The sequence below is a fragment of the Actinomadura sp. 9N215 genome (assembly GCF_044326345.1).
Classification (GTDB): domain Bacteria; phylum Actinomycetota; class Actinomycetes; order Streptosporangiales; family Streptosporangiaceae; genus Spirillospora.
In genome coordinates this window covers 29,796-55,645 of sequence record NZ_JBIRBA010000025.1, presented here as the reverse complement: position 1 = coordinate 55,645, position 25,850 = coordinate 29,796, and the positions used below count along the sequence as shown (strand labels likewise).

The 25,850-nt window shown below is 71.5% G+C and carries 25 protein-coding genes; 17 read left to right on the top strand and 8 right to left on the bottom strand.

What is annotated here, in order from left to right; translation table 11 throughout:
- Window positions 1–185 precede the first annotated feature (185 nt).
- Window positions 186–2,441: a DNA helicase PcrA gene (gene pcrA, locus ACH34T_RS33255; RefSeq protein WP_396024912.1), complete on the bottom strand. Its 2,256-nt coding sequence runs from the start codon at window positions 2,439–2,441 to the stop codon at window positions 186–188.
- Between the two features lie 688 nt (window positions 2,442–3,129).
- Between pcrA and ACH34T_RS33250 the strand changes: the two genes are divergently transcribed.
- Both ACH34T_RS33250 and ACH34T_RS33245 read left to right on the top strand, forming a co-directional pair.
- Entirely contained in the window at window positions 3,130–4,602 is a 1,473-nt protein-coding gene (locus ACH34T_RS33250) for a hypothetical protein (RefSeq protein ID WP_396024911.1), read from the top strand.
- 41 nt (window positions 4,603–4,643) lie between these two features.
- The gene (locus ACH34T_RS33245) at window positions 4,644–4,967 is read left to right on the top strand and encodes a protealysin inhibitor emfourin (protein ID WP_396024910.1); all 324 of its coding nucleotides are present in this window, start codon (window positions 4,644–4,646) and stop codon (window positions 4,965–4,967) included.
- Between the two features lie 13 nt (window positions 4,968–4,980).
- On the opposite strand, the gene dhaM is transcribed toward ACH34T_RS33245, so the two are convergent.
- The 3 genes from dhaM to dhaK are packed head-to-tail and all read right to left on the bottom strand — an operon-like array spanning window position 4,981 to window position 6,981.
- Complete coding sequence (gene dhaM, locus ACH34T_RS33240) at window positions 4,981–5,364, bottom strand: dihydroxyacetone kinase phosphoryl donor subunit DhaM (RefSeq protein WP_396024909.1); 384 nt, start codon at window positions 5,362–5,364, stop codon at window positions 4,981–4,983.
- 1 nt (window position 5,365) lies between these two features.
- A complete protein-coding gene (gene dhaL, locus ACH34T_RS33235; protein WP_396024908.1) occupies window positions 5,366–5,989 on the bottom strand; it encodes a dihydroxyacetone kinase subunit DhaL in 624 nt (207 codons plus the stop codon).
- The gene (gene dhaK / locus ACH34T_RS33230) at window positions 5,986–6,981 is read right to left on the bottom strand and encodes a dihydroxyacetone kinase subunit DhaK (protein WP_396024907.1); all 996 of its coding nucleotides are present in this window, start codon (window positions 6,979–6,981) and stop codon (window positions 5,986–5,988) included. The genes dhaL and dhaK overlap by 4 nt, the downstream gene beginning before the upstream one ends.
- Before the next feature lie 87 nt (window positions 6,982–7,068).
- Between dhaK and ACH34T_RS33225 the strand changes: the two genes are divergently transcribed.
- From ACH34T_RS33225 to ACH34T_RS33210, 4 genes are all read left to right on the top strand, one after another.
- Window positions 7,069–8,055 (top strand): nucleoside hydrolase, encoded by a 987-nt coding sequence (locus ACH34T_RS33225; RefSeq protein ID WP_396024906.1) that lies wholly within the window; start codon window positions 7,069–7,071, stop codon window positions 8,053–8,055.
- A 108-nt stretch (window positions 8,056–8,163) separates the two neighbouring features.
- Window positions 8,164–8,847 (top strand): PIG-L deacetylase family protein, encoded by a 684-nt coding sequence (locus tag ACH34T_RS33220; RefSeq protein WP_396024996.1) that lies wholly within the window; start codon window positions 8,164–8,166, stop codon window positions 8,845–8,847.
- Between the two features lie 102 nt (window positions 8,848–8,949).
- Window positions 8,950–9,459 carry an SRPBCC family protein gene (locus tag ACH34T_RS33215; protein ID WP_396024905.1) on the top strand — a complete coding sequence of 170 codons (510 nt, stop codon included), beginning with the start codon at window positions 8,950–8,952 and terminating at the stop codon, window positions 9,457–9,459.
- 119 nt (window positions 9,460–9,578) lie between these two features.
- Window positions 9,579–10,490 (top strand): serine hydrolase, encoded by a 912-nt coding sequence (locus ACH34T_RS33210; protein WP_396024904.1) that lies wholly within the window; start codon window positions 9,579–9,581, stop codon window positions 10,488–10,490.
- Between the two features lie 132 nt (window positions 10,491–10,622).
- Here the strand turns inward: ACH34T_RS33210 and ACH34T_RS33205 are convergent, their stop codons facing one another.
- The 3 genes from ACH34T_RS33205 to ACH34T_RS33195 all read right to left on the bottom strand — a co-directional run bounded on the left by ACH34T_RS33205 (window position 10,623) and on the right by ACH34T_RS33195 (window position 13,652).
- Window positions 10,623–11,324, bottom strand: a complete 702-nt coding sequence (locus ACH34T_RS33205) for a DUF4190 domain-containing protein (protein WP_396024903.1) — start codon at window positions 11,322–11,324, stop codon at window positions 10,623–10,625.
- Window positions 11,325–11,776: 452 nt separating this feature from the next.
- Complete coding sequence (locus tag ACH34T_RS33200) at window positions 11,777–12,418, bottom strand: LuxR C-terminal-related transcriptional regulator (protein WP_396024902.1); 642 nt, start codon at window positions 12,416–12,418, stop codon at window positions 11,777–11,779.
- Between the two features lie 70 nt (window positions 12,419–12,488).
- Complete coding sequence (locus ACH34T_RS33195) at window positions 12,489–13,652, bottom strand: PspC domain-containing protein (protein WP_396024995.1); 1,164 nt, start codon at window positions 13,650–13,652, stop codon at window positions 12,489–12,491.
- 241 nt (window positions 13,653–13,893) lie between these two features.
- Between ACH34T_RS33195 and ACH34T_RS33190 the strand changes: the two genes are divergently transcribed.
- From ACH34T_RS33190 to ACH34T_RS33180, 3 genes are all read left to right on the top strand, one after another.
- Window positions 13,894–15,459: a PspC domain-containing protein gene (locus ACH34T_RS33190; protein WP_396024901.1), complete on the top strand. Its 1,566-nt coding sequence runs from the start codon at window positions 13,894–13,896 to the stop codon at window positions 15,457–15,459.
- A gap of 16 nt (window positions 15,460–15,475) precedes the next feature.
- A complete protein-coding gene (locus ACH34T_RS33185) occupies window positions 15,476–15,694 on the top strand; it encodes a hypothetical protein (RefSeq protein WP_396024900.1) in 219 nt (72 codons plus the stop codon).
- 181 nt (window positions 15,695–15,875) lie between these two features.
- Window positions 15,876–16,616, top strand: coding sequence for a TetR/AcrR family transcriptional regulator (locus ACH34T_RS33180; protein ID WP_396024899.1), 741 nt, complete (start codon window positions 15,876–15,878; stop codon window positions 16,614–16,616).
- Window positions 16,617–16,761: 145 nt separating this feature from the next.
- Here ACH34T_RS33180 and ACH34T_RS33175 read toward each other — a convergent pair whose 3' ends face one another.
- A complete protein-coding gene (locus tag ACH34T_RS33175) occupies window positions 16,762–17,196 on the bottom strand; it encodes a cysteine dioxygenase (protein ID WP_396024898.1) in 435 nt (144 codons plus the stop codon).
- A gap of 301 nt (window positions 17,197–17,497) precedes the next feature.
- Between ACH34T_RS33175 and ACH34T_RS33170 the strand changes: the two genes are divergently transcribed.
- The 8 genes from ACH34T_RS33170 to ACH34T_RS33135 all read left to right on the top strand — a co-directional run bounded on the left by ACH34T_RS33170 (window position 17,498) and on the right by ACH34T_RS33135 (window position 25,734).
- Entirely contained in the window at window positions 17,498–19,057 is a 1,560-nt protein-coding gene (locus ACH34T_RS33170; RefSeq protein ID WP_396024897.1) for an alkaline phosphatase D family protein, read from the top strand.
- A gap of 26 nt (window positions 19,058–19,083) precedes the next feature.
- Window positions 19,084–19,455 (top strand): hypothetical protein, encoded by a 372-nt coding sequence (locus tag ACH34T_RS33165; protein WP_396024896.1) that lies wholly within the window; start codon window positions 19,084–19,086, stop codon window positions 19,453–19,455.
- A 372-nt stretch (window positions 19,456–19,827) separates the two neighbouring features.
- A complete protein-coding gene (locus ACH34T_RS33160; RefSeq protein ID WP_396024895.1) occupies window positions 19,828–19,953 on the top strand; it encodes a hypothetical protein in 126 nt (41 codons plus the stop codon).
- A complete protein-coding gene (locus ACH34T_RS33155) occupies window positions 19,950–20,657 on the top strand; it encodes a peptidoglycan-binding protein (RefSeq protein WP_396024894.1) in 708 nt (235 codons plus the stop codon). The genes ACH34T_RS33160 and ACH34T_RS33155 overlap by 4 nt, the downstream gene beginning before the upstream one ends.
- A gap of 335 nt (window positions 20,658–20,992) precedes the next feature.
- Window positions 20,993–21,484 (top strand): (2Fe-2S)-binding protein, encoded by a 492-nt coding sequence (locus tag ACH34T_RS33150; RefSeq protein ID WP_396024893.1) that lies wholly within the window; start codon window positions 20,993–20,995, stop codon window positions 21,482–21,484.
- Window positions 21,481–23,925, top strand: a complete 2,445-nt coding sequence (locus tag ACH34T_RS33145; RefSeq protein WP_396024892.1) for a xanthine dehydrogenase family protein molybdopterin-binding subunit — start codon at window positions 21,481–21,483, stop codon at window positions 23,923–23,925. Before ACH34T_RS33150 ends, ACH34T_RS33145 begins: the two co-directional genes overlap by 4 nt.
- Window positions 23,922–24,773: an FAD binding domain-containing protein gene (locus ACH34T_RS33140; RefSeq protein ID WP_396024891.1), complete on the top strand. Its 852-nt coding sequence runs from the start codon at window positions 23,922–23,924 to the stop codon at window positions 24,771–24,773. Before ACH34T_RS33145 ends, ACH34T_RS33140 begins: the two co-directional genes overlap by 4 nt.
- Before the next feature lie 130 nt (window positions 24,774–24,903).
- On the top strand, window positions 24,904–25,734 hold the full coding sequence (locus tag ACH34T_RS33135) for an SRPBCC domain-containing protein (protein WP_396024890.1): 831 nt from the start codon (window positions 24,904–24,906) through the stop codon (window positions 25,732–25,734).
- The last annotated feature ends 116 nt before the right edge of the window (window positions 25,735–25,850 follow it).

Below are 25,850 nucleotides of genomic sequence, written 5' to 3'. Positions count from 1 at the left end.
TGGACCGGACAGCGCGTGGACCGGACAGCGCGTGGACCGGACAGCGCATGGGCCGCGCACACTGCATGGCTACGCAGCGCGTGGAGCGGGCAGCGCGTGGGCCGGGCAGCGGGTGGAGCTGGTGGGTCGCTGAGTTTTGGTTCTCGTTGTGCGGTGGCGGGTGGTGCTGGGGGGAGGGTGGTGCGTTAGAGCTTTTCGATGGTGGCGTAGCGGAGGACGAGGGTCCTTACGCCGTAGTCGCCGCCGAAGTCGACGCTGGCCTTCTGGCCGCCGTCGTAGACGGAGACGACGGTTCCGAGGCCGAAGGCGTCGTGGGTGACCTTGTCGCCGGGCGTGAGTGACGGAACAGGACGGTTGCCAGGCGACCGCACACCCGGCCGGGACGCCATTTGCGCCATGGCCGATCCGGACGTCGAAGATGCCTCGCGCTCCCATTCCACAAGCGTCTTCGGCACTTCCCCGAGGAACCGGGACGGCGGGTTGACCTGCGGCGCGCCCCAGGCGCTGCGCATCGTGGCGCGCGAAAGGTAGAGCCGCTGCCGGGCGCGAGTAATGCCCACGTAGGCGAGTCGGCGTTCCTCTTCGAGCTCCTTCGGGTTGCTCATGGCGCGGAGGTGCGGGAAAACGCCGTCCTCCATGCCCGTCAGGAAGACGACGGGGAACTCCAGACCCTTGGCGGTGTGCAGGGTCATGAGTGTGACGACGCCGCCCTCGGTCTGTTCGGGCTGTTCGCCGGGCGGTACCGGCCCGCCCTTGGCGCCGCCGGGAATGGAGTCGGCGTCGGCGACCAGGGCCACCTGTTCGAGGAATTCAGGAAGGCGGCCTTCTGCGGGCTCACCGTCCAACCGTTCCTCGAACTCGCGGGCGACGGCTTCGAGTTCGTGGAGGTTCTCGACGCGGGTCTCGTCCTGCGGGTCTTTGGACGCCTGCAGTTCGGCGAGGTATCCGCTCGCTTTCAGGATCTCGGCGACCAGGTCGGCCGGGGTGAGGGACTCGGCGGCGGCGCGGAGCTCGTCCAGCAGGACGACGAAGTCGCGGACGGCGTTGATCGAGCGGGTCGCCATGCCGGGCACGTCCTCTGGCACCCGCAGCGCCTGCCAGAACGAGATCCGCTCGCGGGACGCGTACGCCTCGACGCACGCCTCGGCGCGGTCGCCGATGCCGCGTTTCGGAACGTTCAGGATGCGGCGAAGGGAGACGGCGTCTTCGGGGTTGGCGAGGCAGCGCAGGTAGGCGAGCGCGTCGCGGATCTCCTTGCGCTCGTAGAACCGGACGCCGCCGACGACCTTGTACGGCAGCCCGACGCGGATGAAGACCTCTTCAAAGACGCGGGACTGTGCGTTGGTGCGATAGAAGACGGCTACGTCGGCAGGGCGTGCCTCGCCGTCGTCGCTGAGGCGGTCGACCTCGCGGGCGACGAACGCGGCCTCGTCGTGCTCGTTGTCGGCCACATAGCCGATGATCTTGTGGCCTTCGCCCTGGTCGGACCAGAGCTTCTTCGGCTTGCGGTCGGCGTTGCGCTCGATGACGGCGTTGGCGGCCGACAGGATCGTCTGCGTGGAGCGGTAGTTCTGTTCCAGCAGGATCGTGGTGGCGTCCGGGTAGTCGCGCTCGAACTCCAGGATGTTGCGGATGGTCGCGCCGCGGAAGGCGTAGATCGACTGGTCGGCGTCGCCGACGACGCACAGCTCGGCCGCGCCCACCCCCTCCACCGGGGCGGTCAGTTCCCGGACGAGCTCGTACTGCGCGTGGTTCGTGTCCTGGTACTCGTCCACGAGGACGTGCCGGAACCTGCGCCGGTAGTGCTCGGCGGCCTCCGGGAAGACCTGCAGCAGGTTGACCGTCATCATGATCAGGTCGTCGAAGTCCATGGCGGCGGCCTGCTGGAGGCGCGCCTGGTACATCTCGTACGCCTCGGCGAGCGTCTGCTCCATGTGCGTGGACGCCCGCGCCTTGAACGTCTCGTAGTCGATCAGCTCGTTCTTCAGGTTGGAGACCTGCGCGCTGAACGCCTTCGGCGGGTACCGCTTCGGGTCGAGGTCGAGCTCGCGGCAGACGAGCGCCATGAGGCGGTTCGCGTCGGCCTGGTCGTAGATCGAGAAGCTCGTCGGGAACCCGAGCCGCTTGGCCTCGCGCCGCAGGATCCGCACGCACGCCGAGTGGAACGTCATCACCCACATGGCGCGCGAGCGCGGCCCGACCAGCGCGTCCACCCGCTCCTTCATCTCGGCCGCGGCCTTGTTGGTGAAGGTGATCGCGAGGATCTGGCCGGGATGCGCCTCCCGCTCGCCGAGCAGGTAGGCGATGCGGTGCGTGAGCACCCGGGTCTTGCCCGACCCGGCGCCCGCGACGATCAGCAGCGGGCCGCCGGAGTGCAGGACGGCCTCACGCTGCTGCGGGTTGAGGCCGTCGAGCAAGGGGTTGGCTTCGGTCTTCGACATCATGTGCGAGTCTACGGCGCTGGACGGACGTTTTCGGCGTCTCCGCGAACCCGCGCCGCCTGCACGACCGCTCTCCTTTTCCCACCCGATGGCAACAAGTGGACGTCCCGCGGCTGCATGTGGACAGATGGCGAGCCTTTTGAGTCCCGTGGGTTGACTCGATCTCCTGACCAGCGCAGCGTTTGGCTGGACGGGGCGGACACGACTCGCCGAACCCGGCCCACCCAAACCCACCTGAACCTGACCCGGCCCCGGACCCCGGACCCCGGACGGCCTGGCCTGGACCCCCGGATCCCCGGACGGCCCGGGCCCAGCCGACCGACCGACCCGGAGCCAACCAACCCGGACCCCGGCCAATCGGACCCGGCCACCCCGGGCCCAACCCAGCCAGCGCCTGGTCAGCCGGGCCAAGCCGACCAGCGACTGGTCAGACCGGGCCAAGCGGGGCAGCGTCTGGATCAACCGGGGCCTGGTCAGGCCGACCTAGCTGGAACCAGCCGGCCCGGACCCCGGTCGGACTGGGCCAAGCCGGTGGCAGGGAGCCGTACGGCGTGCGCCATACAGAGAGCACCGCGAGAGCGGGGTAGGGCGAACGCCACGCACACAGGCAGGGTTCAGGCAGGCGTGTCCACCCTCGGGAGCGCAGGGTCAGCAGGGACTCGCGCACCGTAAAGGGGAGGTGGTTTCAATGAAGATCCACCAGCAGGACTTCCAAGAACGCCGAGACACGGGGACGACGCAGTTCGAGGTCCCGGCGCAGCGGCCCGGAGCGGGGTCCAGGACCTCGGCCGTGCAGGGGGCGGCCCCGGCGGCGTCGCAGCCTGTCCCGAGGCCGGTGCCCGTCCCGGTGCCGGCGCGGGCCGGTCACCGGTTCCTGATCTACAAGCAGGACCCGTCGGTCGTGGAGCTGGGCGCCCGGCTGACGTTCGTCCCGTCCGTGGTGCTGAACGGCCCGACGGACGCGCGGGTCCGGACGGAGCTGCAAGGCGTCACCCCGGTGGCGCGCAACGTCAACGGCGACTTCGTGTTCGCCGCGGGCAGCCCGCAGTTCGACTGCGCGCACACGTTCGCCGTCGTCCGGCAGGCGATGGCCATGTACGAGCGGCACAACGGCGGCAACCCGATCCCGTTCGCGTGGAACGTCGGCGGCAACACCGACCGCATCTCGGTGTTCCCGCGCGCCGGGGTGGGCGCGAACGCGTTCTACAGCCGGACAGCGAAGGCGCTGAAGTTCCTGTTCTTCACCCCGGAGGGGCAGCCGGAGACAAACGTCGTCCACACGTGCCGGTCGTTCGACATCGTCGCGCACGAGACGGGCCACGCGATCCTCGACGGCCTCAAGCCGGGCTGGCTGTCGGCGGACGGCCCGCCGCAGACGGGCGGGCTGCACGAGTCGTTCGGCGACATCACGGCGATCTTCCTGGCGCTGGCGCAGCCGGACCAGGCGGAGGCGCTCGTCGCGCTGACCAAGGCGAACCTGCACGACAAGTCGTTCCTGGCGGACGTCGCGGAGGAGTTCGGCCGGGCGCTCGGCATGCCGTCCGGGCTGCGCAACGCCGACAACGATCTCAAGCTGAGCCAGGTCGGCAACGAGGTGCACGCGATCTCGCAGGTGTTCACCGGCGCGATCTACGACGTGCTCGCGGACATCTTCGCCTTCGAGACGGACCGGCAGCGGCGCACCAAGGACCCGGCGGTCGTACTGATCGAGGCGTCCGCCGCGCTGTGCCGGCTGGTGTTCGACGCGATCGTCGCGTCCCCGGCGACCGGCGCGCGGTACGTGGACGTCGCGAACAAGATGCTGCAGATCTCGTCGGGCCGCGGCGACCCCGCGATCTACCGGACGTTCATCCGCAACCGGTTCGCCGTCCGGGAGATCACGACGGCGGCGACGCCGCTGACCGACCTGATGAGCGGGCGGATGAACATGACCGACGCCGACTACACCGGCGACGGACGGGACGTGACGGAGGTCGAGGCGCTCGACGAGCATTCGGCGAGCCTGCGGGCCGAGCAGGACAGGTCCCGCTGCTGCGGGACGATGCAGATGCCCGAATACCAGGTCATCGCACCGGAGAAGCTGGCCAAGCGCGGTTCGCTGGAGGACGATGACATCCTCCGGGAGGACCTCGACGAACTGCGCCGGGCCTTCAGCAAGTAGTCGTCCGGAGCGAACCGGCAGGCGGGGAGGTGTGGCGGCACATGCGCGTGAAGATCGAGAGCACCGGCGGGTTCGCCGGGCGGACCACGGTCGTCGCGCAGTACGACACCGCCGACCTCCCCGCAGGCCGGGCCGGACGCGTCCGCGCGGCGGTCGACGCCCTCGCCGCCGCGCAGGCCCGCGGCGACGAGGGCGAGATCGGCGCCGACCTTCCCGCCTACCGGATCACCGTCCAGGAACAGGACGAGGGCGCAGGCGCAGGCGAGGGCGCCGCCGAGGGGACGCGCGTGTACGAGGTGCGGGGCGATCCGACGGCGGGCGTCTCGTCCGTGCTCGGCATACTCCTCCAGGGCCCGTCCGAGTAGAGCAAGGCCGGGTTCAGGTTTTGCGGTGGTCGAAGGCGGACTCGGCGGCGGCGCGGACGGCGGCGAGGTCCGCGCCGGTCGCGGCCATGGAGGCGGCGGCGACCGCGCCCTCGACCAGCGGCGCGTCCGCGAGCAGGACGTTCTCGCCGTCGGCGTCCTCGATGAGCATCTTCGCGGTGAGGACGGAGCTGCCGAGGTCGGCGAGCAGCAGCACGCCGTCGCCGCCGTCCGCCGCGGCGACGGCGTGCTCGACGAGGTCGATGCTGGTGCCGAGCCGTCCTTCCGAGTCGCCTCCGGCGGGCTCGACGACGGCCTTGCCGACGCCCATCGCGCGGGCCACCTCGGCGACGCCCTCCGCGAGTGTCCGGCTGTGGGAGATGATGACGATCCCGACCATGTCATCCCTCCCCGGCGACGTCCGCGAGGGCGCGGAGGATCAGGGCGGTGGACGAGGCGCCGGGGTCCATGTGGCCGACGCTGCGCGGTCCCAGGTAGCTGGCCCGTCCTTTGCGGGCCTGCATCGGGACGGTCGCCTCCGCGCCCTCGGCCGCGGCCCCTGCGGCGGCGCGCACGCAGGCCGCGAGGCCGGAGCCGTCCGCGAGCGCCGCCTCGTAGGCCGCGACGGCGGGAGCGAGCGCGTCGATCATCGTCTTGTCGCCCTCGGCGGCCTTCCCCAGGTCCTGGACACCGTCGAGCGCGGCTCGGAGCGCCAAGCCGACACCAGCGGCGTCGACGGCGTCCGCGTCGGCGAGGGCTTTGCCTGCGCGGCGCAGTGCCGTCCCGTAGAGCGGCCCGGACGCGCCGCCGGTCTTGGACACGATGGCCCGGCCCGCCGCGATCAGCACCTTGCCCGGCGGAGCGTCGTCGGGGAGCGCCTCGACGGCGGCGCGGAAGCCGCGGTCGAGGTTGAGTCCGTGGTCGCCGTCGCCGATGGCCGCGTCCAGCCGGGTGAGCCGGTCGGCGTCGGCGGAGACGAGTTCGGCGGCGTGCCGGATCCAGGACGCGACGTCCGAGGCGTTCATCGGCCCCACCGGAGCCCGGGCGTGTCGACGGGCGCGTCCCAGAGGCGGGTCAGCTCGGGCGTCAGGCGGCACACGCTGATCATGCATCCGGCCATTTCCAGGCTGGTCACGTACGGCCCGACCAGGCGGCGGGCGACGGTCGCGCCGTGCCCGTCCAGCCATTCGGCCGCCGCCGCGTAGGCGACGTACTGCTCGATCAGCGGGGTCCCGCCCATGCCGTTGACCAGCACCAGCACCTCGGAACCCGACAACGGCATGTCGGCGTCGATCGCGCTCAACGCCGCGTCCACGATCTCCACCGCGGTGCCGATCTCAACGCGTTCGCGGCCCGGCTCGCCGTGGATGCCGATGCCGAGCTCCATCTCGTCCTCGCCCAGCTCGAACGTGGGCGTCCCGGCGGCCGGAACGGTGCAGGACGACAGCGCGACGCCGAACGACCGGCTGCGCTCGTTCACCTCCCGCGCCACCGCGGCCACGGCGGAGAGGTCCGCGCCCTCCTCGGCGAGCGCACCGGCGATCTTCTCGGCGAACAGCGTGGCGCCGGTGCCGCGCCGCCCGGCGGTGAACGTGCTGTCCTCGACGGCGACGTCGTCGTTCACGACGACGGACGTGACCTCGATGTCCTCGTCCTCGGCCAGCTCGGCGGCCAGCTGGAAGTTCATGACGTCGCCCGTGTAGTTCTTGACGAGATGGACGACGCCGGCGCCGCCGTCCACGGCCATCGTCGCCGCGATGATCTGGTCGGGCACCGGCGACGTGAAGACCTCGCCGCAGCAGGCCGCGTCGAGCATCCCGTGGCCGACGAACCCGGCGTGCAGCGGCTCGTGCCCGGACCCGCCGCCCGACACGAGGGCGACCTTCCCGGCGCGCGGCGCGTCCGCCCGCACGACCGTCCCGCCGTCCGGGTCGACCTTCAGCGAGGGATGCGCGGCGGCCAGGCCGCGCAGCGCGTCGGAGACCACGTCCGCCGGGGCGTTGATGAGTTTGCGCATGTCTCAGCTCTACCCCGGTGCGGCCCCACGTCCCAGGCCCAATCAGGGGAGCACCCTGGCAGGTACCCGGCCGGATAGGTTGCATCCGTGACAAAAGCACCCACATTTCTGTACGACTGCGACACCGGCATCGACGACGCGATGACCCTGCTGTATCTGGCGTCCCTCGTCCGGGCGGGCGAGGCGAGGCTGGTGGGGATCGGCACGGTCCACGGCAACGTCCATCCGCTGACCGGCGCGCTGAACACGCTTCGCGTGCTGGAAACGGCCGGGATCGAGACCGGCGAGCAGGGCGGTGTGCCCGTCGCGGTGGGCGCGGACCGGCCGATGGCGCAGGACGTCCACTTCGCGGTCGACTGGCACGGCACGGACGGCCTCGGCGACACGCACCTGCCCGAACCGGCGGGACGGCCCACTGCCGAGCCCGCCGCCGCGCAGATCGTCCGGCTGGCCCGGGCGATGCCCGGCGAGCTGACACTCCTCGCGACCGGCCCGCTGACGAACCTGGGCGCGGCGCTGCTGCTCGACGCGGAGCTGCCGTCGCTGATCAGGGAGGTCGTGGTCATGGGCGGCGCGTTCGACCATCCAGGCAACATCACGACGCACGCCGAGGCGAACATCTGGCACGACCCGGAGGCCGCCGACCTGGTGTTCGCGGCGGACTGGCCGATCGTGCTGGTGCCGCTGGACGCCACCCACCCGTCCGCCGTCCACGACGACTGGCTGGACCGGCTGGCCGCGCACGACACCCCCGTCGCCCGGTTCGCCGCCCGCGTCCTGGAGTTCTACATCGACGCGTACACGCCGACGCTCCGCCGCCGCGGCGCGGTCATCCACGACGCGCTCGCCGCGATGCTCGCCGTCGAACCGGATCTCGGCGAGTACGCGCATCGTCCGGTCCGGGTGGAGCTGCGCGGGGAGCTGACGCGCGGCACGACCGTGTGGGACGCCCGGTCGCTGCCCGCCGAGGACACCCGCCGTCCGGTCAAGGTCGCGGTCGGCAGTGACGTGCCGCGGTTCCAGGAGCGGCTGCTCGCGTCCCTCCAGTCCTTCCCGGGTCCTTCCCGGACGTGAGAGACCTCTCCTGATCTGGGGGTGTACCAGTTACCGTTCAGGGTCCTTATTGTTGAAACCGTGACCAATGTTCTGGACGACGGCGACCTGCGGCGGATCCTGGTCGTGATGGCGCATCCCGACGACGTCGACTTCGGCGCCGCGGGCACGGTGGCGGGCTGGACGGACCGGGGCGTCGAGGTCGTGTACCTCATGGTCACCGACGGCGACGCGGGCGGGTTCGACGACGGGATCACGCGCGCGGAGATGGCCGCGCTGCGGCGGGAGGAACAGCGCGCGGCGGCCAAGTGCGTCGGGGTGAGCGACGTCCGGTGGCTCGGCCGCCCGGACGGCCGGGTGGAGGCCACGCTGGACCTGCGCCGCGACATCGCGCGGGTGATCAGGCAGGTGCGGCCCGACCGGGTGCTGACGTCCAGCCCGGAGCGCAACTACGAGCGGATCTACCCGAGCCACCCGGACCACCGGGCGGTCGGCTCGGCCGCGCTCGACGCCGTCTACCCGGACGCGCGCAACCCGTACGCGTTCCCGGAACTGCTCGCCGACGAGGGCCTCGACGCCTGGACGGCCCGCGAGGTGTGGATCAGCGGCGGGCCCCTCGTGAACCACTACGTCGACGTCACGGAGCGGTTCGACCGGAAGGTGAACGCGCTGCGGGCGCACGCCAGCCAGACCGCGCACATGGGCGACGGTCTGACGGAGATGCTGCGCGGCTGGATGACGGGCAACGCCGTGGCAGCGGGGCTCCCGGACGGCCGGCTGGCCGAGTCTTTCCAGGTCATCGACACCGCCTGAGCCGCCTCGCACGGCAATCACCGTCCAAATACGTTTCCTCACAGGCCGTAATCGAGACTAGATCGGGCATGTACCCCATGTGACGGAACTCGGGGGGTTGACATGCCGCATGGGATCATCAGGGCACAGGAGGTCGAGGCCACGGCCACCTCCCGTGCCGCGCCGGAAGTGATCTTCAAGCATCTGTGCGTGGCGGAGGCGTGGGGCGAGTGGGGCGGGTTCTGGACCCGCGGACGCCGGGAGACCGCGGGCGAGGAGCATCCGAACGGGATCGGGGCCGTCCGGTACGTCCCGCCGCGGCGCGAGGAGGTCGTGGCCTGGGATCCGCCACGGCACTACGGCTACACCGCGCTTGTGCACTACACGGCGCTCGCTGCCGCCGTCGTCGTGCTCGCCGGGGCGCCGCGCCGTTTCCGGGCTGACATCACGCTGGAGCCGCACTCCGCGGGCACGCTGATCCGCTGGCGCGGCGCGTTCGACGGGTTCCCGGGCACCGGGCCGCTCACGCGCGCCGTGCTGCGCCGCCGGTTCGGCTCGTACGCCCGCCGGGTGGCGCGCCATTCCGAGCGCTGCGAACCCGGCTGCCCGGCCCGGCTGCCAGGCGCGCTCTAACCAGCGCCGCACCAGCCGCAGGGCCACTGGGCCCACTGGGTCGCTGGACGGCAAGAGCCGCGGCATCGCGGAAAGGCCCCGCATCTATCGCGGGAAGTCGCACGAATTCGGGGGGATCGATGCGACGTCGTCATATCATCGCGCTCGCTCTCGCGGCGGGCGCCACGGGGGCGGGGCTCACCGTCCACTGGCTCGTCGACTTCGACGGGCCGCAGCGCAAGGGCGTCGTCGTGGGCGCCACGGAGTCGATCGGCAAGCCGGGGGCCGGACAGGGGGCGGCCGTGGCCGGGGCCCGTCCGTTCGACGCGGCGCGGCTGCGGCAGGCCGTCCGGGCCTACGTCGGGACACGTCCGGGCAAGGCGGGGGTGATGGCCACCGATCTGCGCACCGGCCTGTCCTTCGGGGAGAACGAGAAGGGCGACTTCGTCAGCGCCAGCATCATGAAGGTCGACATCCTGGCCAGCCTCGTCCTGCAGCGGCAGCGCGACCGCCGGGGCCTGTCGGACGGCGAGCGCGACCTGGCGAGCCAGATGATCCGGGAGAGCGACAACTCGGCGGCGGACGCCCTGTACTCCGACGCCGGCCATGGCGCGGGCGTCCGGAAGTCCAACCAGCGGTTCGGGATGACGGACACGAAGCCGTTCGAGACGTCGTGGGGGTCGTCCTGGACGAGCCCGGCCGACCAGGTCCGGCTGCTCACCGGCCTGGCGTCGGACAGGAGCCCGATCGACGCGTCCGGCCGCCGGTACATCCTGGGCCTGATGGGCTCCGTCGTGGACGAGCAGGCGTGGGGGATCAGCGCGGCCGCGCTCCCGGGCGAGAAGGTGGCGCTGAAGAACGGGTGGACGCCGGTCCACGACCAGGGAAGCGGCTGGACGGTGAACAGCGTCGGCCGCATCACCGGACGCGATCACGACTTCCTCGTCGCGGTGTGCAGCGGCGAAAGCCCGACGATGGAGGCGGGCGTGTCCACGGTCGAGCACGTCGCGGACATGGTGGTGGACGCTCTGCGCGTCTCACGCCGCCCTTAGATTCGTAGGCTCCGGAGCGTCCAGAGGGGGTTCTGGGCTCCGGAGCGTCCGGAAGATCCTGAGGTTCCTGCGGATCCTGCGGGTCCTGCGGGTCCGGGCCAGGCGGCGGGCCGGCCGCCCAGCGAAGGGACGTCAGCCGCGGATCGGCCGGGTGAGCTTCTTGCCGTCGGTGGCGGACACGGCGACGCAGGTGACGTCGCGCTCGCCGGACGTCCACGACTCAAGCGTGGGGTAGTAATAGGAGGTGGCGAGCGAGTTGGCCGCCGGGTCGCGGCTGATCTTGCCCTGCGTGCGCTGCTTGCACCCGGCCGAGGCGAGCTGGCTCAGCTGGTTCTCGGACGGCAGCATGTCGTTGGGCAGCTTGAAGACGGCCAGCACCTCGCCGTCGTGCGGCCCGCCGCACGGGACGATCTTGACGGTCTCGACCTCGACCGGCGCGCCGGTCGCGGTGGTGGACGTGCCCTTGTTGTCGTTGATGCAGTCGCCGACCTTCATCTTCGTCACGTCCACCTTCTTCGGCTTGGTCTGGGTCACCGAAGGGCTCTTCCCGGCGTCGCCGGAGGACGTGGAGCCGGAGTCGCCGCCGGCGCGCAGCGCGTAGCCGACCCCGCCGCAGACCAGCCACAGGCACGACAGGATGATCCCGGCGATCGCGAGGCCGCGCCCCTTGCCGCCGCGGTCGCCGATCTGCCTGAGGGCGACGATCCCGAGGATGAGGCCGAGGACGCCGAAGCACCCGAGAAGGCCGGTGACGAAGGCGGCGATGGCCATGCCGTTGGTCTTACCGTCCTGGGACGGCGGCCCATACCCGGACGGGAGGGGCGGACCGGGCATGCCAGGGCCGGGCATACCGGGGCCAGGCATGCCGGGTCCGGGCGGGCCGGGCGGCGCAGGCGGGTAGGCACCGGGGCCACCCGGCGCGGGCGGAGGGTGGTAGGGAGAGTCAGGGGCGGGACCGGAATGTCCGGGTCCGGGGGGATAGGTCATGAAGAGGGACTGTCCCACAACCCGCGGCAGAGGCGATCATGATGCACCCAAAACTCATATGACGATTTGCTCACGCTTACCCCGAAAACGTTTACGCCATGTCACCGCCCGGGCATGCATAGTCGTTTGCCCCAGACCAGCCCGGTCGAGCGCAAGGCAAGGCAGGTCGACCGTGGCCAAGGCAAGTCGAGCGCAGGCAAGGCAGGTCGACCGTGGCCAAGGCAAGTCGAGCGCAGGCAAGGCAGGTCGACCGTGGGCAAGGCAGGTCGACTGCGGGCAAGGCGGGTCGGGTGCGGGTGTCAGACGAGGCGGCGGGCGGCGGCCCAGCGCGACAGCTCGTGCCGGTTCGACAGCTGGAGCTTTCGCAGGACGCTGCTCACGTGCGTCTCGACCGTCTTGACCGAGATGAACAGCTCCTTGGCGATCTCCTTGTAGGCGTAGCCGCGCGCGATCAGCCGCAGGACGTCCCGCTCCCGCTGGGTGATCTGGTCGAGCTCGGGGTCGACGGCGGGCACGTCCGTGGCGGCGAACGCGTCCAGGACGAACCCGGCGAGGCGCGGCGAGAACACGGCGTCGCCGTCCGCGACCCGGCCGATCGCGTCGGTCAGCTCGGGTCCGGAGATCGTCTTGGTGACGTAGCCGCGGGCGCCGCCCCGCACGACGCCGATCACGTCCTCGGCGGCGTCCGACACCGACAGCGCCAGGAACTTGGACGACACCGCGCCCTGCAGCCGCCGCAGCACCTCGATGCCGCCGCCGCCGGGCAGGTGCACGTCCAGCAGCACCACGTCCGGCTGCGCCGCCCGGATCACCGAGACGGCCTCGTCGACGTCGCCGGCCTCCCCGACGATCTCGACGCCGCCGCCGAGCTCCGCCTTGACGCCGGTCCGGAACATCTGATGGTCGTCGACCAGCACGACCCTCTTCAACGCCTCGCTCACACCCTGCTCCCTTGACTGGGGACGACCCCGTGAGCAGGGACGATCCGCCGCGCCCCCCGGTTCGCTCCGCTCACGACTTCTTGATCTCCAAGCGCACCTCGGTGCCCTCGCCCGGCGCGGTCCGGACGGTCGCCTTGCCGCCGTTGCGCTCCATACGTCCGATGATGGACCCTCGGACGCCCATCCGGTCGTCCGGGACCTGGTCGAGGTCGAATCCCTTGCCGCGGTCCCGGACGAAGATCGCGACCTCGTCGCCCGCCACCTCCGCGTACACCGACACCGACGACGCCTCGGCGTACTTCGCCGCGTTCACCATCGCCTCCCGCGCGGCCTGCAGCGTGGCGCCGAGCCGATCGTCCAGCGCCGTGTCGCCGACGCAGACGATCTCGATCGGGACGCCGTGGTCGTCCTCCACCTCCCCCGCGATCTCCCTGATCGCGGCGGCGAACGTCTGGTCGGGGTCGGCGCGCGGCTGGTAGAGCCAGGTCCGCAGCGTCCGCTCCTGGGACCGGGCGAGCCGCTGCACCTCGCGCGTGTCGTGCGCGTTCCGCTGGATGAGGGTCAGCGTGTGCAGTACCGAGTCGTGGACGTGCGCGGCCAGCTCGGCGCGCTCCTGCGAGCGGATGCGCTCGTGGCGCTCGGCGTCCAGGTCCTGCCAGAGCCGCACCACCCACGGCGTCACGATCACCGCGACCCCGGTGAGGATGATCAGCATCGCGATGACGACGGAGCGGGCCTGCGCGGCCTCGACCTTCTGCGCGACGAACCCGCCGATGCCGCCGACGACCAGCAGGAGGCCGAGCAGGCTGCGGAGCCATCGCTGGCGGAGCGGGAGCGTCCACCGCTGCCGCTGGTCGCGGTCGGCCTGCTGCCACAGGATCGCCGCGCCGACGCCGCCGACGACGAACGGCCACAGCGCCCACTGGACGACCCCGGCCTTCCCCCACGGCAGCACGGCCAGGCCCAGCGTGACCGCCCCGTACGCCAGCAGCTGCCCCCAGTCGCGGCCGCGCCGCCGGCGCTCCGCCCGCTCGGGCTTCTCGGGCGCGGGGACCAGGATCCAGAACGCGATGTAGGCGGCGATGCCGATCCCGCTCGCCATCGTCAGCAGGACGAACGCGGCGCGGACGATCAGCACGTCCACGCCGAGATGCAGGGCGAGGCCTCGGCACACCCCGGCGACGAGCTTGCCGTCCGCGGACCGCTCCAGGCGTCCCGCGGCGGCGGACGTCAGCGGCGCGGCGGGCGGCGGCGCCGTCGCACCTGACCGCCCGGCCGTCGCGGACGTCGCGCCCGACCGCCCGGCCGTGGCGGACGTCGCGCCGGGCTGCCCGGCCGTCTCTTCTCCCACGTCAACGATCGTCACACGCCGGGGCCGCGGACCGCATCAGGGGCGTGCCCCCGGCTTTCCTCAGGGTCGGCTCAGGGACGTCCCCGATACCGTTCGCGGGACGTCGCACGTCAGGATGGTCGTCATGGGGAGCGACCAGGAAGGCGGCCGCCGCGAAGGCGGGCAGCGCGACCACGACCGGCACGACGCCGATCACCTCGACGCCGGGCAGCGGGACGGCGATCACCCCGAAACCGGCCAGCACGACGAAGCCCAGCGCGACGAAGCCCAGCGCGACGCCGCCGAGCAGCGCGACGCCGAGCAAGGCGACGCCGAGCAGCGCGACGAAGGGCAGGGCTACGCCGAGCAGGTCGGCGAGGGGCAGCGTGACGCCGAGCAAGGCGACGCCACCGGGCGGCGTGACGCCGGGCCGGGTGCCGTTCGGGTCGCCGCGGGGTACCAGCGGCTCGCGCGTGACGGCGGCCGCCGCGTGCTGGCCGGCGTGTGCACCGGGCTCGGCCGCTACACCGGTCTCGACCCGGTCATCTTCCGTGTGGGGTTCGCGGTCCTGGTCCTCGCGCACGGTCAGGGGGTCCTCCTCTACATCGCGGCGGCGCTGCTGATGCCCGCGAACCCGGGCGTGTCGTCGTTCGCCGAGCGGCTGTTCAAGCGGTGGTTCGACGCCGGGGCCGTGCTGACGGTCCTCGGCGCGCTGCTGACCGCCGGCGTCGCGTTCAGCCTGTTCGGCGCCGCCGTGACCGACACGATCGCCCTGCTGGTCGTGCTCGGGCTGGCGCTGCTCGTCGCGCACTCGCGGGGCGTGGACCTGGTGTCCGTGGCGCGGTCCGTCCCGGAGCGGCTGGCCGGGCACACGCCGGAGCCGGCCGCGGAGTGGACGCGGGCCGAGACCGTCGTGGTCGGCGGCGTGTCCCTGTCCAAGGACGCGCCGTCCGCGCAGGGCGGCGGCGGCCTCCCCGAAGGCATGATCGACCTGGCCGCGTACTCGGCGGCGCAGGCCACGCCGTCGCCAGAATCCGACACGCTTCCGGCGGGGGCCAGCACGCTTCCGGACGACCCACCGGCGAAACAGCCGCGAGAGCGCCGGCGCTCCCCCACCACCACGATCTCGCTGCTGGCGGCCATGGCCGCCGGGGCCGCGATGATCCCGGTCGCGCAGGGCTACTCCTACCCGGACTCCTCGCTGATCGTCATGGCGCCCGCGCTCGCGGTCATCGGGATCGGCCTCGTCGTCGGCGGCTGGTTCCGGACGCGGGGCCTCGCGGCGGCCGGCACCGTGCTGACCCTGGCCATGCTGACCAGCACGGTCGCGGGCGAAGCGCCGCGAAACGCCGAATACGGCGAGATCGAGTGGCGTCCCACGGACATCACGCAGACGAACCAGGTGTACAGGGTCGGCGTCGGGCAGGGCGACCTCGACCTCACCGCGCTCCGGCTGGCCGCCGGGCAGCGCGTCACGATCGACGCCGAGGTCGCGCTCGGCGGGCTGGAGATCGTCGTGCCGCGGACCGCCCGCGTGCTGGTGGACGCGAAGATCGCGCTCGGCGATCTGCGCGTCGACCACCGGACGACCAGCGGGCCGCGGGCCAGGGTCGTCCGGACGCTGGAGCCGGAGGGCGAGCCCCGTAACCCGCCGGTGATCGTCCTGCGGATCCGCGGGAAGCTGAGCGACGTGAGCGTGCACCGTGGCTGAGACCGGGAGGACCGACATGCGCGACACGCCCAAGGGGCGCCGGCGCCGGTTCGACCCGGCGGGACCCGTCACTGGGCTGTTCTTCCTGGCCCTCGCAAGCCTGTTCTTCGCCGGCGGCCTGGCGGAGGAGAACGTACTTCCCGTGACGACGCTGCTGCCGGTGGTGCTGATCGGCCTCGGCCTGGTCGGCACGGTCCGCGTGCTGACCAGGTCACGCCGCCGCAACCTCCGCTGACCAGCCACGCCGCGCCGCAACCTCCGCTGACCAGGTCACGCCGCGACCTGCGCTGACCCACCGCGACCCGCGTCGACGCCGCCAGGACGCGCTCCGGCGGCGAGCCGGGGGGCTTGCGCTGACGGCCGTCCGGAACGGGAAGTAGCCTGGCCCCGACGGCAGGTGATCGAAACGAGGTCGGATGTCAGGTCAGCCCGGCGCGCGGGAGGCGAGCGACGCCGACGTGCTGCCCGGCTCCCGGTCCGCGCTCGACCCGGGCCGCGCCATCAAGCCGGGACGGCACGGGCTCTCCCCCGAGACCGTCGCCGGCATCCAGCGTGAGCGGCTCATCGACGCGTTCGTCCACGTCGTGTCCGAGCACGGCTTCGCGCACACCACGATCAGCCGGGTCACCGAGGGCGCCGGCGTCACGAAGAAGACCTTCTACGCGCACTTCGCCGACCTGGACGAATGCTTCCTCGCCGCCTACCGGCACGGCACGGACATCCTGCTCGGCCGCATGACGGAGGCGTACGAGGCGGCGCCGTCCTGGCCGGACGGGATCCACGCGGCGCTGCGCACCATGCTCGCCGCGCTGGCCGGGGAGCCGCGGTTCGCGCGGGCGTCGCTGGTCGAGGTGAACGCGGCGGGCCCGCAGGTCAGGCAGGCGCGCATCGACAACCTCAACCGGTTCCGCGCGTTCTTCGCTGACCCGCCGCCGCCCTCCTCCGGCGCCGTCCCCGGACGGGATACGGGGCCCCGCGGGGAGAACGTCCCGGTCGCGGTGGCGGACGCGATCGTGGGCGGCATCTACAGCGCGATCCACGTCCAGGTGGAGACGGGCGAGGCGGAGGAACTGCCGTCGCTGCTGCCGTCCCTCACCTATTTCGCGCTGCTGCCGATCATCGGCCGCCAGGCCGCCTCCCCCTACCTGTCCAGCTGACGCCGCGACCCGTCCTCAGGCGGACGTGCAGCGCCCTGACACCGAGACCGCGAGCCCCGCCTTCATGCGGGACGGGCGGCGTGACGCCGAGAGCGCGGGTGTCCTCAGGCGGACGGGCGGCGTGACGCCAAGGCCGCGGGTGTCCTCATGTGGACGGGCGGCCCGACGGGGTCGGCGCACCGGCGTGCAGGCTGACCGCGAACGCGGGGCCCGGGTTCGTCAGCGCGTGCGGCCCGCCGTGCACCCTGATCCGATTGGCCCGCAGCGGCCGCTCGGTGACCCCGCACTCCGCGATCGTCACCACCGCGAGCTCGCCCGCGATCAGCGTGCTGACCTGCCCGTGAACGGTCCCGCCATGGCCGGGCGGCCAGGTGGTGAGCCACACCTGGTCGTCCAGTTCGATGTGCAGGGGCCCGGCGGTGTCGAAGCCGACGAGCCGCCACCATTCCGCCGGGCGTCCGGCGAGGTCGCCGATCCGGGCGGCGAGCTGCCCGACCGTCGGCGGACGGACGCCGAGCGCGCGGTCATGCGGATCGTCCTGGCCACGCAGGGTGAGATCGGGAACCACGGATAGGTCCACGGGAGGTCCTTCGTGTACGTGTGTCGGCTGGAAGGGAGCGAACGGGTTCAGCGACAACACGAAGGACACAGCGCGCTGGCCACGCGGCCCAGGGCCGCGGGGCTGTCATAGAGGGTGCGCGCCGACATGCGTACAAGAAGACACTCGGTAACCGAACCTTGTCAAGCCGATCATCGCGAGTCCACCGGGTATCCGCCCGGCGCGCGGATCATGCGTCCGGAAGACGGGCTGGTCCGGAGGACGAGACTCGCCTGGAAGGCGGGACTCACCCGGAACACGAGGACTAGGGAACGGAGCGCTCATGGACCGTCGAAGCGTGCTGCGCGGTGGCCTCGCCACGGCCGGCGGGGCGACGTTCGCCCTGCTCAGCGGCGAACCGGCGGGAGCGGCGGGCGCGGCGGGGGCGGCGGGGGCGGCGCTCCTGCGCGGAGGCCGCCCGCGCCTCACCCACGGCGTGCAGAGCGGCGACGTGACCGCCCGCGAGGCCGTCGTGTGGGCCCGCTCCAACCGTCCCGCCCGGATGCTGGTGCAGGTGAGCCGCCGTCCCGACTTCCGCCACGCCCGGACGGTGCGCGGCCCCGTCCTGACGCCGCACACGGACCTCACCGGCAAGACGCTCCTGCACGGCCTTCCGGACGGCGAGGAGCTGCATTACCGCGTCCGGCTGGCCGATCTCGACCGGGGCCTGGCGTCCGAGCCGCTGACCGGCCGTTTCCGCACCGCGCCGACGGGCCGCAGGGACGTCCGGTTCGTGTGGTCGGGCGACCTCGCGGGCCAGGGCTGGGGCATCAACCCCGACCTCGGCGGCTACCGGATCTTCACGGCGATGGGCGCGGTCGACCCCGACTTCTTCCTGTGCAGCGGCGATCTCGTCTACTCCGACGGCCCGCTGACCGAAACGGTGAAGCTGCCGGACGGCCGGACCTGGCGCAACATCGTGACGCCGGAGAAGTCGGCCGTCGCGCAGACCCTTCCCGAATATCGCGGCCAGTTCCGCTACAACCTGCTGGACGCCAATCTCCGGGCCTTCAACGCCCATGTCCCGATGGTCTACCAGTGGGACGACCACGAAACCGTCAACAACTGGTATCCGGGCGAGATCCTCGACCTTCCGCAGTACACCGAGAAGCGCGTGGACGTCCTGGCCCAGCGCGCCCGCCGCGCCGCTTTCGAGTACACGCCGATCAGGACGTCCCGTACGGGCCGCATTTACCGCAGGATCTCCTACGGACCTCTGCTGGACGTCTTCGTCCTCGACATGCGCACCTACAAGTCGCCGAACGACGCCAACAACTCCCCCACCCAGAAGAACGCCCTTCTCGGGGCCGAGCAGTCGGCCTGGCTGAAGCGCGAGCTCCGCCGCTCGAACGCCACCTGGAAGGTCATGGCGGCCGACCTGCCCATCGGGCTGATCGTCCCCGACGGCACCGCCGCGCAGGAAGGGGTCGCCCAAGGCGACGACGGCGCCCCGCTGGGCCGCGAACGCGAGATCGCCGACCTGCTCTCCTATGCGCGGCGGCACGGCGTCCGGAACATGGTCTGGCTGACGGCCGACGTCCATTACACGGCCGCCCATTACTACGACCCGTCGAAGGCGGCCTTCGGCGACTTCGACCCGTTCTGGGAATTCGTCTCCGGCCCCCTCAACGCCGGCGCCTTCGGCCCCAACAAGCTGGAGAACACGTTCGGCGCCCAGCTCAAGTTCGCCCAGCCGGCGCCGCAGGCCAACACCTCGCCCGCCGACGGCTACCAATTCTTCGGCGACGTGGAAATCGACGCGCACACCGAGAACCTGACCGTCCATCTGCGTGACCTGAACGGCAAGTCCCTCTACAGCCAGACGCTCACACCCCACCCTTAACACCGGTTCATGGCACCATCGTCCGCGTGAAGCGCGTCCCCATCGTCCGCGTGAAGCGCGTCCACGCCTCGACGACCGTCCGCCTCCTGGCCGGCTGCCTCCTCGCCCTGGCGGCCGCGGCCGCCTGCTCGGACGGCGCCGAGGACCGCAAGGCCGACTGCGCGAAGATCTCGTCCGCCCTGGCGAAGACGTCCGATCCGACCGCCGACCAGGTCCTCGACGCGCTGCGCGCGATCCGTCCCGGCCTGAAGGACGACGATCTGGCCGAGCAGGTCGACACCGTCCTCGACTCGGGCGGCAAGGACACGATGTCCGACGAGGAGACCTTCCGGTTCGCCAAGGCGACCGAGGAGATCCGCGACACCTGCCGGCGGGAGCGCGGCGCCCTCACCGGCTGAGGATCAGATACGCGAACCACGTGAGCACCAGGGTCACGACCACCGACCCAAGGCACCCCAGCCGAGACGAGAAAAAGAAGAACATACGGCGCCTCTACCCCCGAACGCCCGGATCTCGCATGCTCCCGGAGCGGCGGTGGGCGGTGGGCGGCGGGGTTCTCGGCCGTCCTACCTGGTGTGTCTTACCTGGTGGGGAGGCAGATGCCGCGTTTGGGTGTGATTTGGGGCGAAACCCGGAGAAGGAGCAGCTCAGACCGTTACGGTCGGTGGGGAGCCGCCTACAGAACGGGACGGCGGAGACCGAAGCTCCAGGAGGAGCACGTGACCCCCCAAAACAGAACGGACAGCGCAGAAGCAGCTCATACCGACAAAGTGGACGTACATCCGGACGTTCACCAGCCCACCGATGCCGACGAGGAGCAGGTTCTCCGGGAGCTGTACGGCGAACCCGACCCCGACGGGTTCTTCCGCGGCGAGGGCGCGGAGGAGCCCGCGTGAGCGCCGCGGGGATGATCGCCGAGGCCCGCAAGTCGATCGGGATGTCGGGCCGGCCGAACAAGATCACCAAGGAGTACGCGTCCCGCCACGGGAATGAGTTCCTTGAGGCGTCGTGGTGCGACATGGCCATCACCTACTGGGCGCGGCACAGCGGGAACACCTCGGCCGTCCTGCCAGGCGGCGACCGCGCCTACACGGTGTGGCACGCACAGGATTTCCAGAAGGACGGGCGGTGGCACAGCGGGACCACTGCGAGTGTCAACCAGGCGAAGCCCGGGGACATCGTGTTCTTCGACTGGGGCGCCACCAACGACATCGGGGCGATCGACCACGTGGGCGTGGTGGAGAAGGTGCTCGGTGGGGGGCGCCTGCAGACCATCGAAGCCAACACCGGTGACGCGTGCAAACGCCGCGTCAGGAATTCCAGCGTGATCGCCGGTTACGGGCGACCCGCGTACGGCGGGGGCAACTGGACGGAGGACATGGTGAAGAAACTCCCCGAACTGAACAAGGGCGACACGGGTGAGCACGTGCAGAGCCTTCAGGGGCTGCTCCAGGCGCGCAGCCACCCGGAGGTCAAGATGACCGGCACGTTCGACGCCGCGACCGAGGCGGCTGTGAAGGCGGTGCAGCGGTGGGGCGGCGTCGACGCCGACGGAGTCGTCGGCCCGAAGACCTGGCCGGTTCTGCTTCGCGTGAACTGAGCGTCCCGCGTCCGTCGGCCCGCACCGGTAGGCCCGGTGCGGGCCGTTCGGGTTGAGGGCTGGTCATTCAGGCCGCCATGCATTGGCCACATATCGGTAAATAGCCCTCGCCAGGGGCTAGTACGGGATTCAACCGAGGCATACGTTCGTAGGGTCGCCTTCCACGGAGGTGCCCGATGGCCGCAGCGAAGCGAGGTTCATCGGGCCGCCGCCCCGGGGGTCTGGGGGTTCACCCCGGAAAGGCAGGACCCCGATGACGTGGCCGGATTCACGCGCCCCGCCCCGGGGACGTCTCTCTCCGAGTCCACCCTGAGACGTCCCTGGGAGGGAACCGCATGCCACGTATCCGTGTCGAGGTCGACGGAGCGACGTACGAGGACGACGTCGAACCGCGCCTCCTTCTGGTCCACTATCTGCGCGATCGGCTGGGGAAAGTCGGTACCCCGGTCGGGTGCGACACCAGCAACTGCGGAGCCTGCACCGTCCTGATGGACGGGATGAGCGTGAAGAGCTGCTCCGTGCTCGCCGTCCAAGCGGACGGCACCGACGTGACCACCGTCGAGGGCCTCGGCATAGACGGGACGACGCATCCGATGCAGCGGGCCTTCCACGAGGAGCACGCGCTCCAGTGCGGCTACTGCACCCCCGGCATGATCATGGCGTCGCTTGACCTGCTGCGGGAGAACGCCGACCCGTCGGAGACAGAGGTCCGCGAGGGCCTGGAGGGCAACCTGTGCCGGTGCACCGGTTACCAGAACATCGTCAAGGCCGTCCGGCGCGCCGCCAAGGAGATGCGGGAGCCCGCCGGTCAGGAGGTGACGCCGTGACGATCCAGGAAGGCCGCGCCAGGGCCGAGGTCGGCAGCCCGCGGAAGCGGTCGGAGGACGCCCGGCTCATCACCGGCCGGACGCAGTGGACGGACAACCTGACCCCTGCGGGGACGCTGCACGTGGCGTACCTGCGCAGCCCGCAGGCGCACGCGCGGATCGTCCGCGTCGACACGTCGCAGGCGAAGGGACGTCCCGGGGTGGTCGCCGCGTTGAGCGGCGCGGATTTCGCCGACGAGCAGGGTTCGCTGCCGTGCGCGTGGGTCGTCACCGACGATATGAAGCATCCAGACCATCCGCCGATGGCGGTGAGCGAGGTGCGCTACGTCGGTGAGCCGGTGGCGTGCGTGGTGGCCCGGGACAAGTACGCGGCCGTCGACGCCCTGGAAGAGATCGACATCGACTACGAGCCGCTGCCCGCGGTCGTGAACATGGACGCGGCTCTTGTGGAAGGCGCCGATCTCGTCCATGAGGATCTGGGGACGAACAAGTCCTATACGTGGGTGTTCGAGAACGGGGATCTCGACGCCGCGCTTAGGGACGCCCCAGTCGTCATCGAACGCGAGTACGTCCAGCAGCGGCTCATCCCGTCGGCGATGGAGCCGCGGTCGGTGCTGTGCGTGCCGGACGGGGACGAGTTCACCCTGTACTCGGCGACGCAGATCCCGCACATTCTGCGGCTGATGCTGGCCACCGTCACCGGGATCGCCGAGCATCGGATCAGGGTCGTCGCACCGGACGTCGGCGGCGGGTTCGGGTCGAAGCTCCAGGTGTGCGGTGAGGAAGTGCTGGCGCTGCTGCTGGCCCGCAGGCTCGGCCGCCCGGTGAAGTGGACGGAGTCGCGCAGCGAGGGCAACATGACCGTCCACCACGGGCGCGACCAGATACAGCGGCTCACGCTCGCCGCAGACCGCGACGGACGGATCCGCGGTTTCAAGGCGGATCTGCTAGCCGACATGGGCGCGTACCTGATGCTCGTCACCCCGGGCATCCCGCTGCTGGGCGCGTTCATGTTCAGCGGCATCTACAAGATGGACGCGTACTCGTTCACCTGCACGGGCGTGTTCACGACGAAGACGCCGACGGACGCGTACCGGGGCGCGGGTCGTCCAGAGGCGACGTACGCCATCGAGCGGATGATGGACGAGCTCGCCACCGAACTGGGTGTCGACCCCATCGAGGTACGGCGCCGCAACTGGATCGCGCACGAGGAGTTCCCGTACGAGACGATCGCGGGGCTCACGTACGACTCGGGCAACTACGAGGCGGCGACCGATAAGGCGCTGGAGCTTTTCCAGTACGACAAGCTGCGCGCGGAGCAGGCCGACCGGCGTGAACGGCGGGATCCGGTGCAGCTGGGCATCGGCGTGTCGACGTTCACGGAGATGTGCGGCATCGCGCCGTCGCGTGTCCTGGGCTCGCTGTCGTACGGCGCGGGCGGCTGGGAGCACGCGTCCGTGCGGGTGCTGCCGTCCGGGAAGGTCGAGGTGGTCACCGGTACGTCGCCGCACGGTCAGGGCCATGAGACGTGCTGGGCGCAGATCGCCGCCGACCGGCTCGGTGTGCCGTTCGAGGACGTGAAAGTCCTGCACAGCGACACCGCCATCGCACCGAAGGGAATGGACACGTACGGGTCGCGTTCGCTTGCCGTCGGCGGGGTCGCACTGTACTCGGCGTGCGACAAGGTGGTCGACAAGGCCCGCAGGGTCGCCGCGCATCTGCTGGAGGCCGCCGAACAGGACCTGGAGTTCGACGGCGGGCGGTTCAGCGTCCGCGGCGTCCAGGAGGAGGGCACGACGCTGCAGGAGGTCGCGACGGCCGCGTTCGCCGCGCACGACCTGCCGGACGGCATCGAGCCGTCGCTGGACTCCGACGCCACGTTCGACCCAGAGAACTTCTCGTTCCCGCACGGCACGCACCTGTGCGCCGCCGAGGTCGACACCGAGACCGGGATGGTGAAGCTCCGCAAGTACGTGGCCGTGGACGACGTAGGAAAGGTCATCAATCCGCTCATCGTTGAGGGCCAGGTGCACGGCGGGCTTGCGCAGGGCATCGCGCAGGCCCTGTTCGAGGAGGCCGTGTACGACGCGGACGGCAACCTGACGACGACGACCATGGCCGACTACCTCCTCCCGTCGGCCGCGGACCTGCCGACGTTCACGACCGACCGGACGGAGACGCCCGCTACGTCCAACCCCATGGGCGTGAAGGGCGTCGGTGAGGCGGGGACGATCGCGTCCACCCCGGCGGTCGTCAACGCGATCGTCGACGCGCTGCGCCCGTACGGCGTACACGACGTGCCGATGCCGTGCACGCCGGAACGCGTATGGCGGGCCGTACGCGGCGAACAGGGACCGGACGGCCCCGCTGGACCGGACGGACCGGACACGGCCGAGCCCGGCGCGGGCGGCGGCCTCGGATCGGCTGGAGGTGCGCGGTGATCCCCGCGGCGTTCGACTACGCACGGCCCGCCTCGGTGGACGACGCCGTCCGGGCGCTGTCCGACGCGGGCGAGGACGCGAAGGTGCTCGCCGGTGGGCAGAGCCTGATGCCGCTGCTGCGGCTCCGGCTCGCCATCCCCGACGCGCTGATCGACGTCGGCCGGATCGGCGCGCTCCGCGAGATCCGCGACGAGGGCGACGCGCTGGTCATCGGCGCGATGGCGACGCACCACCAGGTGATCCGCGACCCGCTGGTGCGCGCGCACGCCCCGCTGATCGCGGCGGCGGCGGAGACGGTCGCCGACCCGGCCGTCCGGCATCGGGGCACGTTCGGCGGGTCGCTCGCGCACGCCGACGCGGCCGGGGACCTTCCGGCCGTCGCGCTGGCCCTGGACGCGGTGTTCCTCGTCCGGTCCGTGCGCGGTGAACGGGAGATCCCCGCGTCGGAGTTCTTCGTCGACTGGATGACGTCGGCGCTGGAGCCGGACGAACTGCTCGTCGGTGTGCGGGTGCCGAAGCTGGGTTCCGGCTGGGGCGTGCACTACGAGAAGTTCCATCGGACGGCCCAGGCGTGGGCCATTGTCGGTATTGCGTGCGCGGTGCGCCGCAATGGGGACGCCGTCGAGGACGCACGTGTCGCGCTGACGAACATGGGTCCGGCTCCGGTGCGGGCCAGCAGAGTGGAGGACGCCGTCAGGGGACGTCCGGTGTCGGAGGACTCGTTCCGGTCCGCGGCCGAACACGCCGCCGAGGGCACCGAACCGCCCGCTGACCTGCATGGGTCATCCGAGTACAGGGCGCATCTGGCGACGGTGCTGACCGCGCGGGCGCTGAGCGCCGCCGTCTGAGCCGCGCGGCCACGGATTGTCCGTCGTGTGGCCGGGTACCCGGAATCGGGTATCCGGCCCCGACTGGCGACGAAACAATCGACCACCGTAAGGTCACGGGGTAGTTCTCCGGACGATAAGGACAACGATCATGGAACTCGACCACGATTTCACCGTCCCCGTACCGGTGGATCAGGCCTGGCCGGTGCTGCTCGACGTGGAGCGCGTCGCGACCTGCATGCCGGGCGCGACGCTCGACTCCGTCGACGGCGACGAGTACAAGGGCCGGCTGAAGGTGAAGGTCGGCGCGATGACCATCACCTATCGCGGCGCCGCGCGGATCGTCTCCGCGGACGACTCGTCCCGCACGGTGACGCTGGAGGCGTCCGCGAAGGAGGCCCGCGGCTCGGGGACGGCGTCGGCGACCGTCCAGGCGAAGCTGCACGAGGAGGACGGCACGACGCGCGTGACCGTCCACACGAAGCTGAACGTGACGGGGCGTCCGGCGCAGTTCGGCCGCAACATCCTGTCCGAGGTCGGCTCCAAGATCATCACCCGGTTCGCGAAGGCGCTGGCGGAGGAGCTGGAGACGTCCGGGGAGGCCGCGCCGGAGGCCGCAGCCGGGGTCGAGGCCGAGGCCGGGGCGGCGACGGCCGTTAAGCCCGAGGCCGAGTCCGCGCCCGAGCAGGCCGCCGACAAGCCCGAATCCGCCGACAAGCCGGGGCCGGTCGCTGCGGAGGCCGTCACGCCCGTGTCGGACATCGCGCCGGAGCAACCGGCCGCGGCGCCGCAGCGTCCGGCGCGGCCCGAGCGCCCTGAGCGGCCGCTGCGGGTTGCGCGGGAGGACGACGCGATCGATCTGCTGGAGGTCGCGGGGCCGTCGGTCGCGAAGCGGGCCGCGCCCGCGGTCGGCGGGCTGGTCGGGCTGCTGCTGGCCGTCCGCTTCCTGGTGCGGCGACGCCGCCGCAAGAAGAAGCGCTGACGACCGCAAAGCACTGACGCGAGCCGGACACGCGCTGACGTCCGGCGCGGGGTCAAGCGGCGGTCAACGATGCACCACCGGACGGCGACGTCGGTGGAACGTGCCACCGTCCATGC

Bases quoted from the DNA above. Each gene is read 5' to 3' on its own strand.
- ACH34T_RS33215 (WP_396024905.1), top strand. From the start codon at position 8,950: ATGCCGCATGGGATCATCAGGGCACAGGAGGTCGAGGCCACGGCCACC.
- ACH34T_RS33180 (WP_396024899.1), top strand. From the start codon at position 15,876: ATGTCAGGTCAGCCCGGCGCGCGGGAGGCGAGCGACGCCGACGTGCTG.
- dhaK (WP_396024907.1), bottom strand. From the start codon at position 6,981: ATGCGCAAACTCATCAACGCCCCGGCGGACGTGGTCTCCGACGCGCTG.
- ACH34T_RS33220 (WP_396024996.1), top strand. From the start codon at position 8,164: ATGGCGCATCCCGACGACGTCGACTTCGGCGCCGCGGGCACGGTGGCG.
- ACH34T_RS33205 (WP_396024903.1), bottom strand. From the start codon at position 11,324: ATGCCCGGTCCGCCCCTCCCGTCCGGGTATGGGCCGCCGTCCCAGGAC.
- ACH34T_RS33210 (WP_396024904.1), top strand. From the start codon at position 9,579: ATGCGACGTCGTCATATCATCGCGCTCGCTCTCGCGGCGGGCGCCACG.
- ACH34T_RS33150 (WP_396024893.1), top strand. From the start codon at position 20,993: ATGCCACGTATCCGTGTCGAGGTCGACGGAGCGACGTACGAGGACGAC.
- ACH34T_RS33170 (WP_396024897.1), top strand. From the start codon at position 17,498: ATGGACCGTCGAAGCGTGCTGCGCGGTGGCCTCGCCACGGCCGGCGGG.
- ACH34T_RS33135 (WP_396024890.1), top strand. From the start codon at position 24,904: ATGGAACTCGACCACGATTTCACCGTCCCCGTACCGGTGGATCAGGCC.
- dhaL (WP_396024908.1), bottom strand. From the start codon at position 5,989: ATGAACGCCTCGGACGTCGCGTCCTGGATCCGGCACGCCGCCGAACTC.
- ACH34T_RS33190 (WP_396024901.1), top strand. From the start codon at position 13,894: ATGGGGAGCGACCAGGAAGGCGGCCGCCGCGAAGGCGGGCAGCGCGAC.
- dhaM (WP_396024909.1), bottom strand. From the start codon at position 5,364: ATGGTCGGGATCGTCATCATCTCCCACAGCCGGACACTCGCGGAGGGC.
- ACH34T_RS33185 (WP_396024900.1), top strand. From the start codon at position 15,476: ATGCGCGACACGCCCAAGGGGCGCCGGCGCCGGTTCGACCCGGCGGGA.
- ACH34T_RS33245 (WP_396024910.1), top strand. From the start codon at position 4,644: ATGCGCGTGAAGATCGAGAGCACCGGCGGGTTCGCCGGGCGGACCACG.
- ACH34T_RS33250 (WP_396024911.1), top strand. From the start codon at position 3,130: ATGAAGATCCACCAGCAGGACTTCCAAGAACGCCGAGACACGGGGACG.
- pcrA (WP_396024912.1), bottom strand. From the start codon at position 2,441: ATGTCGAAGACCGAAGCCAACCCCTTGCTCGACGGCCTCAACCCGCAG.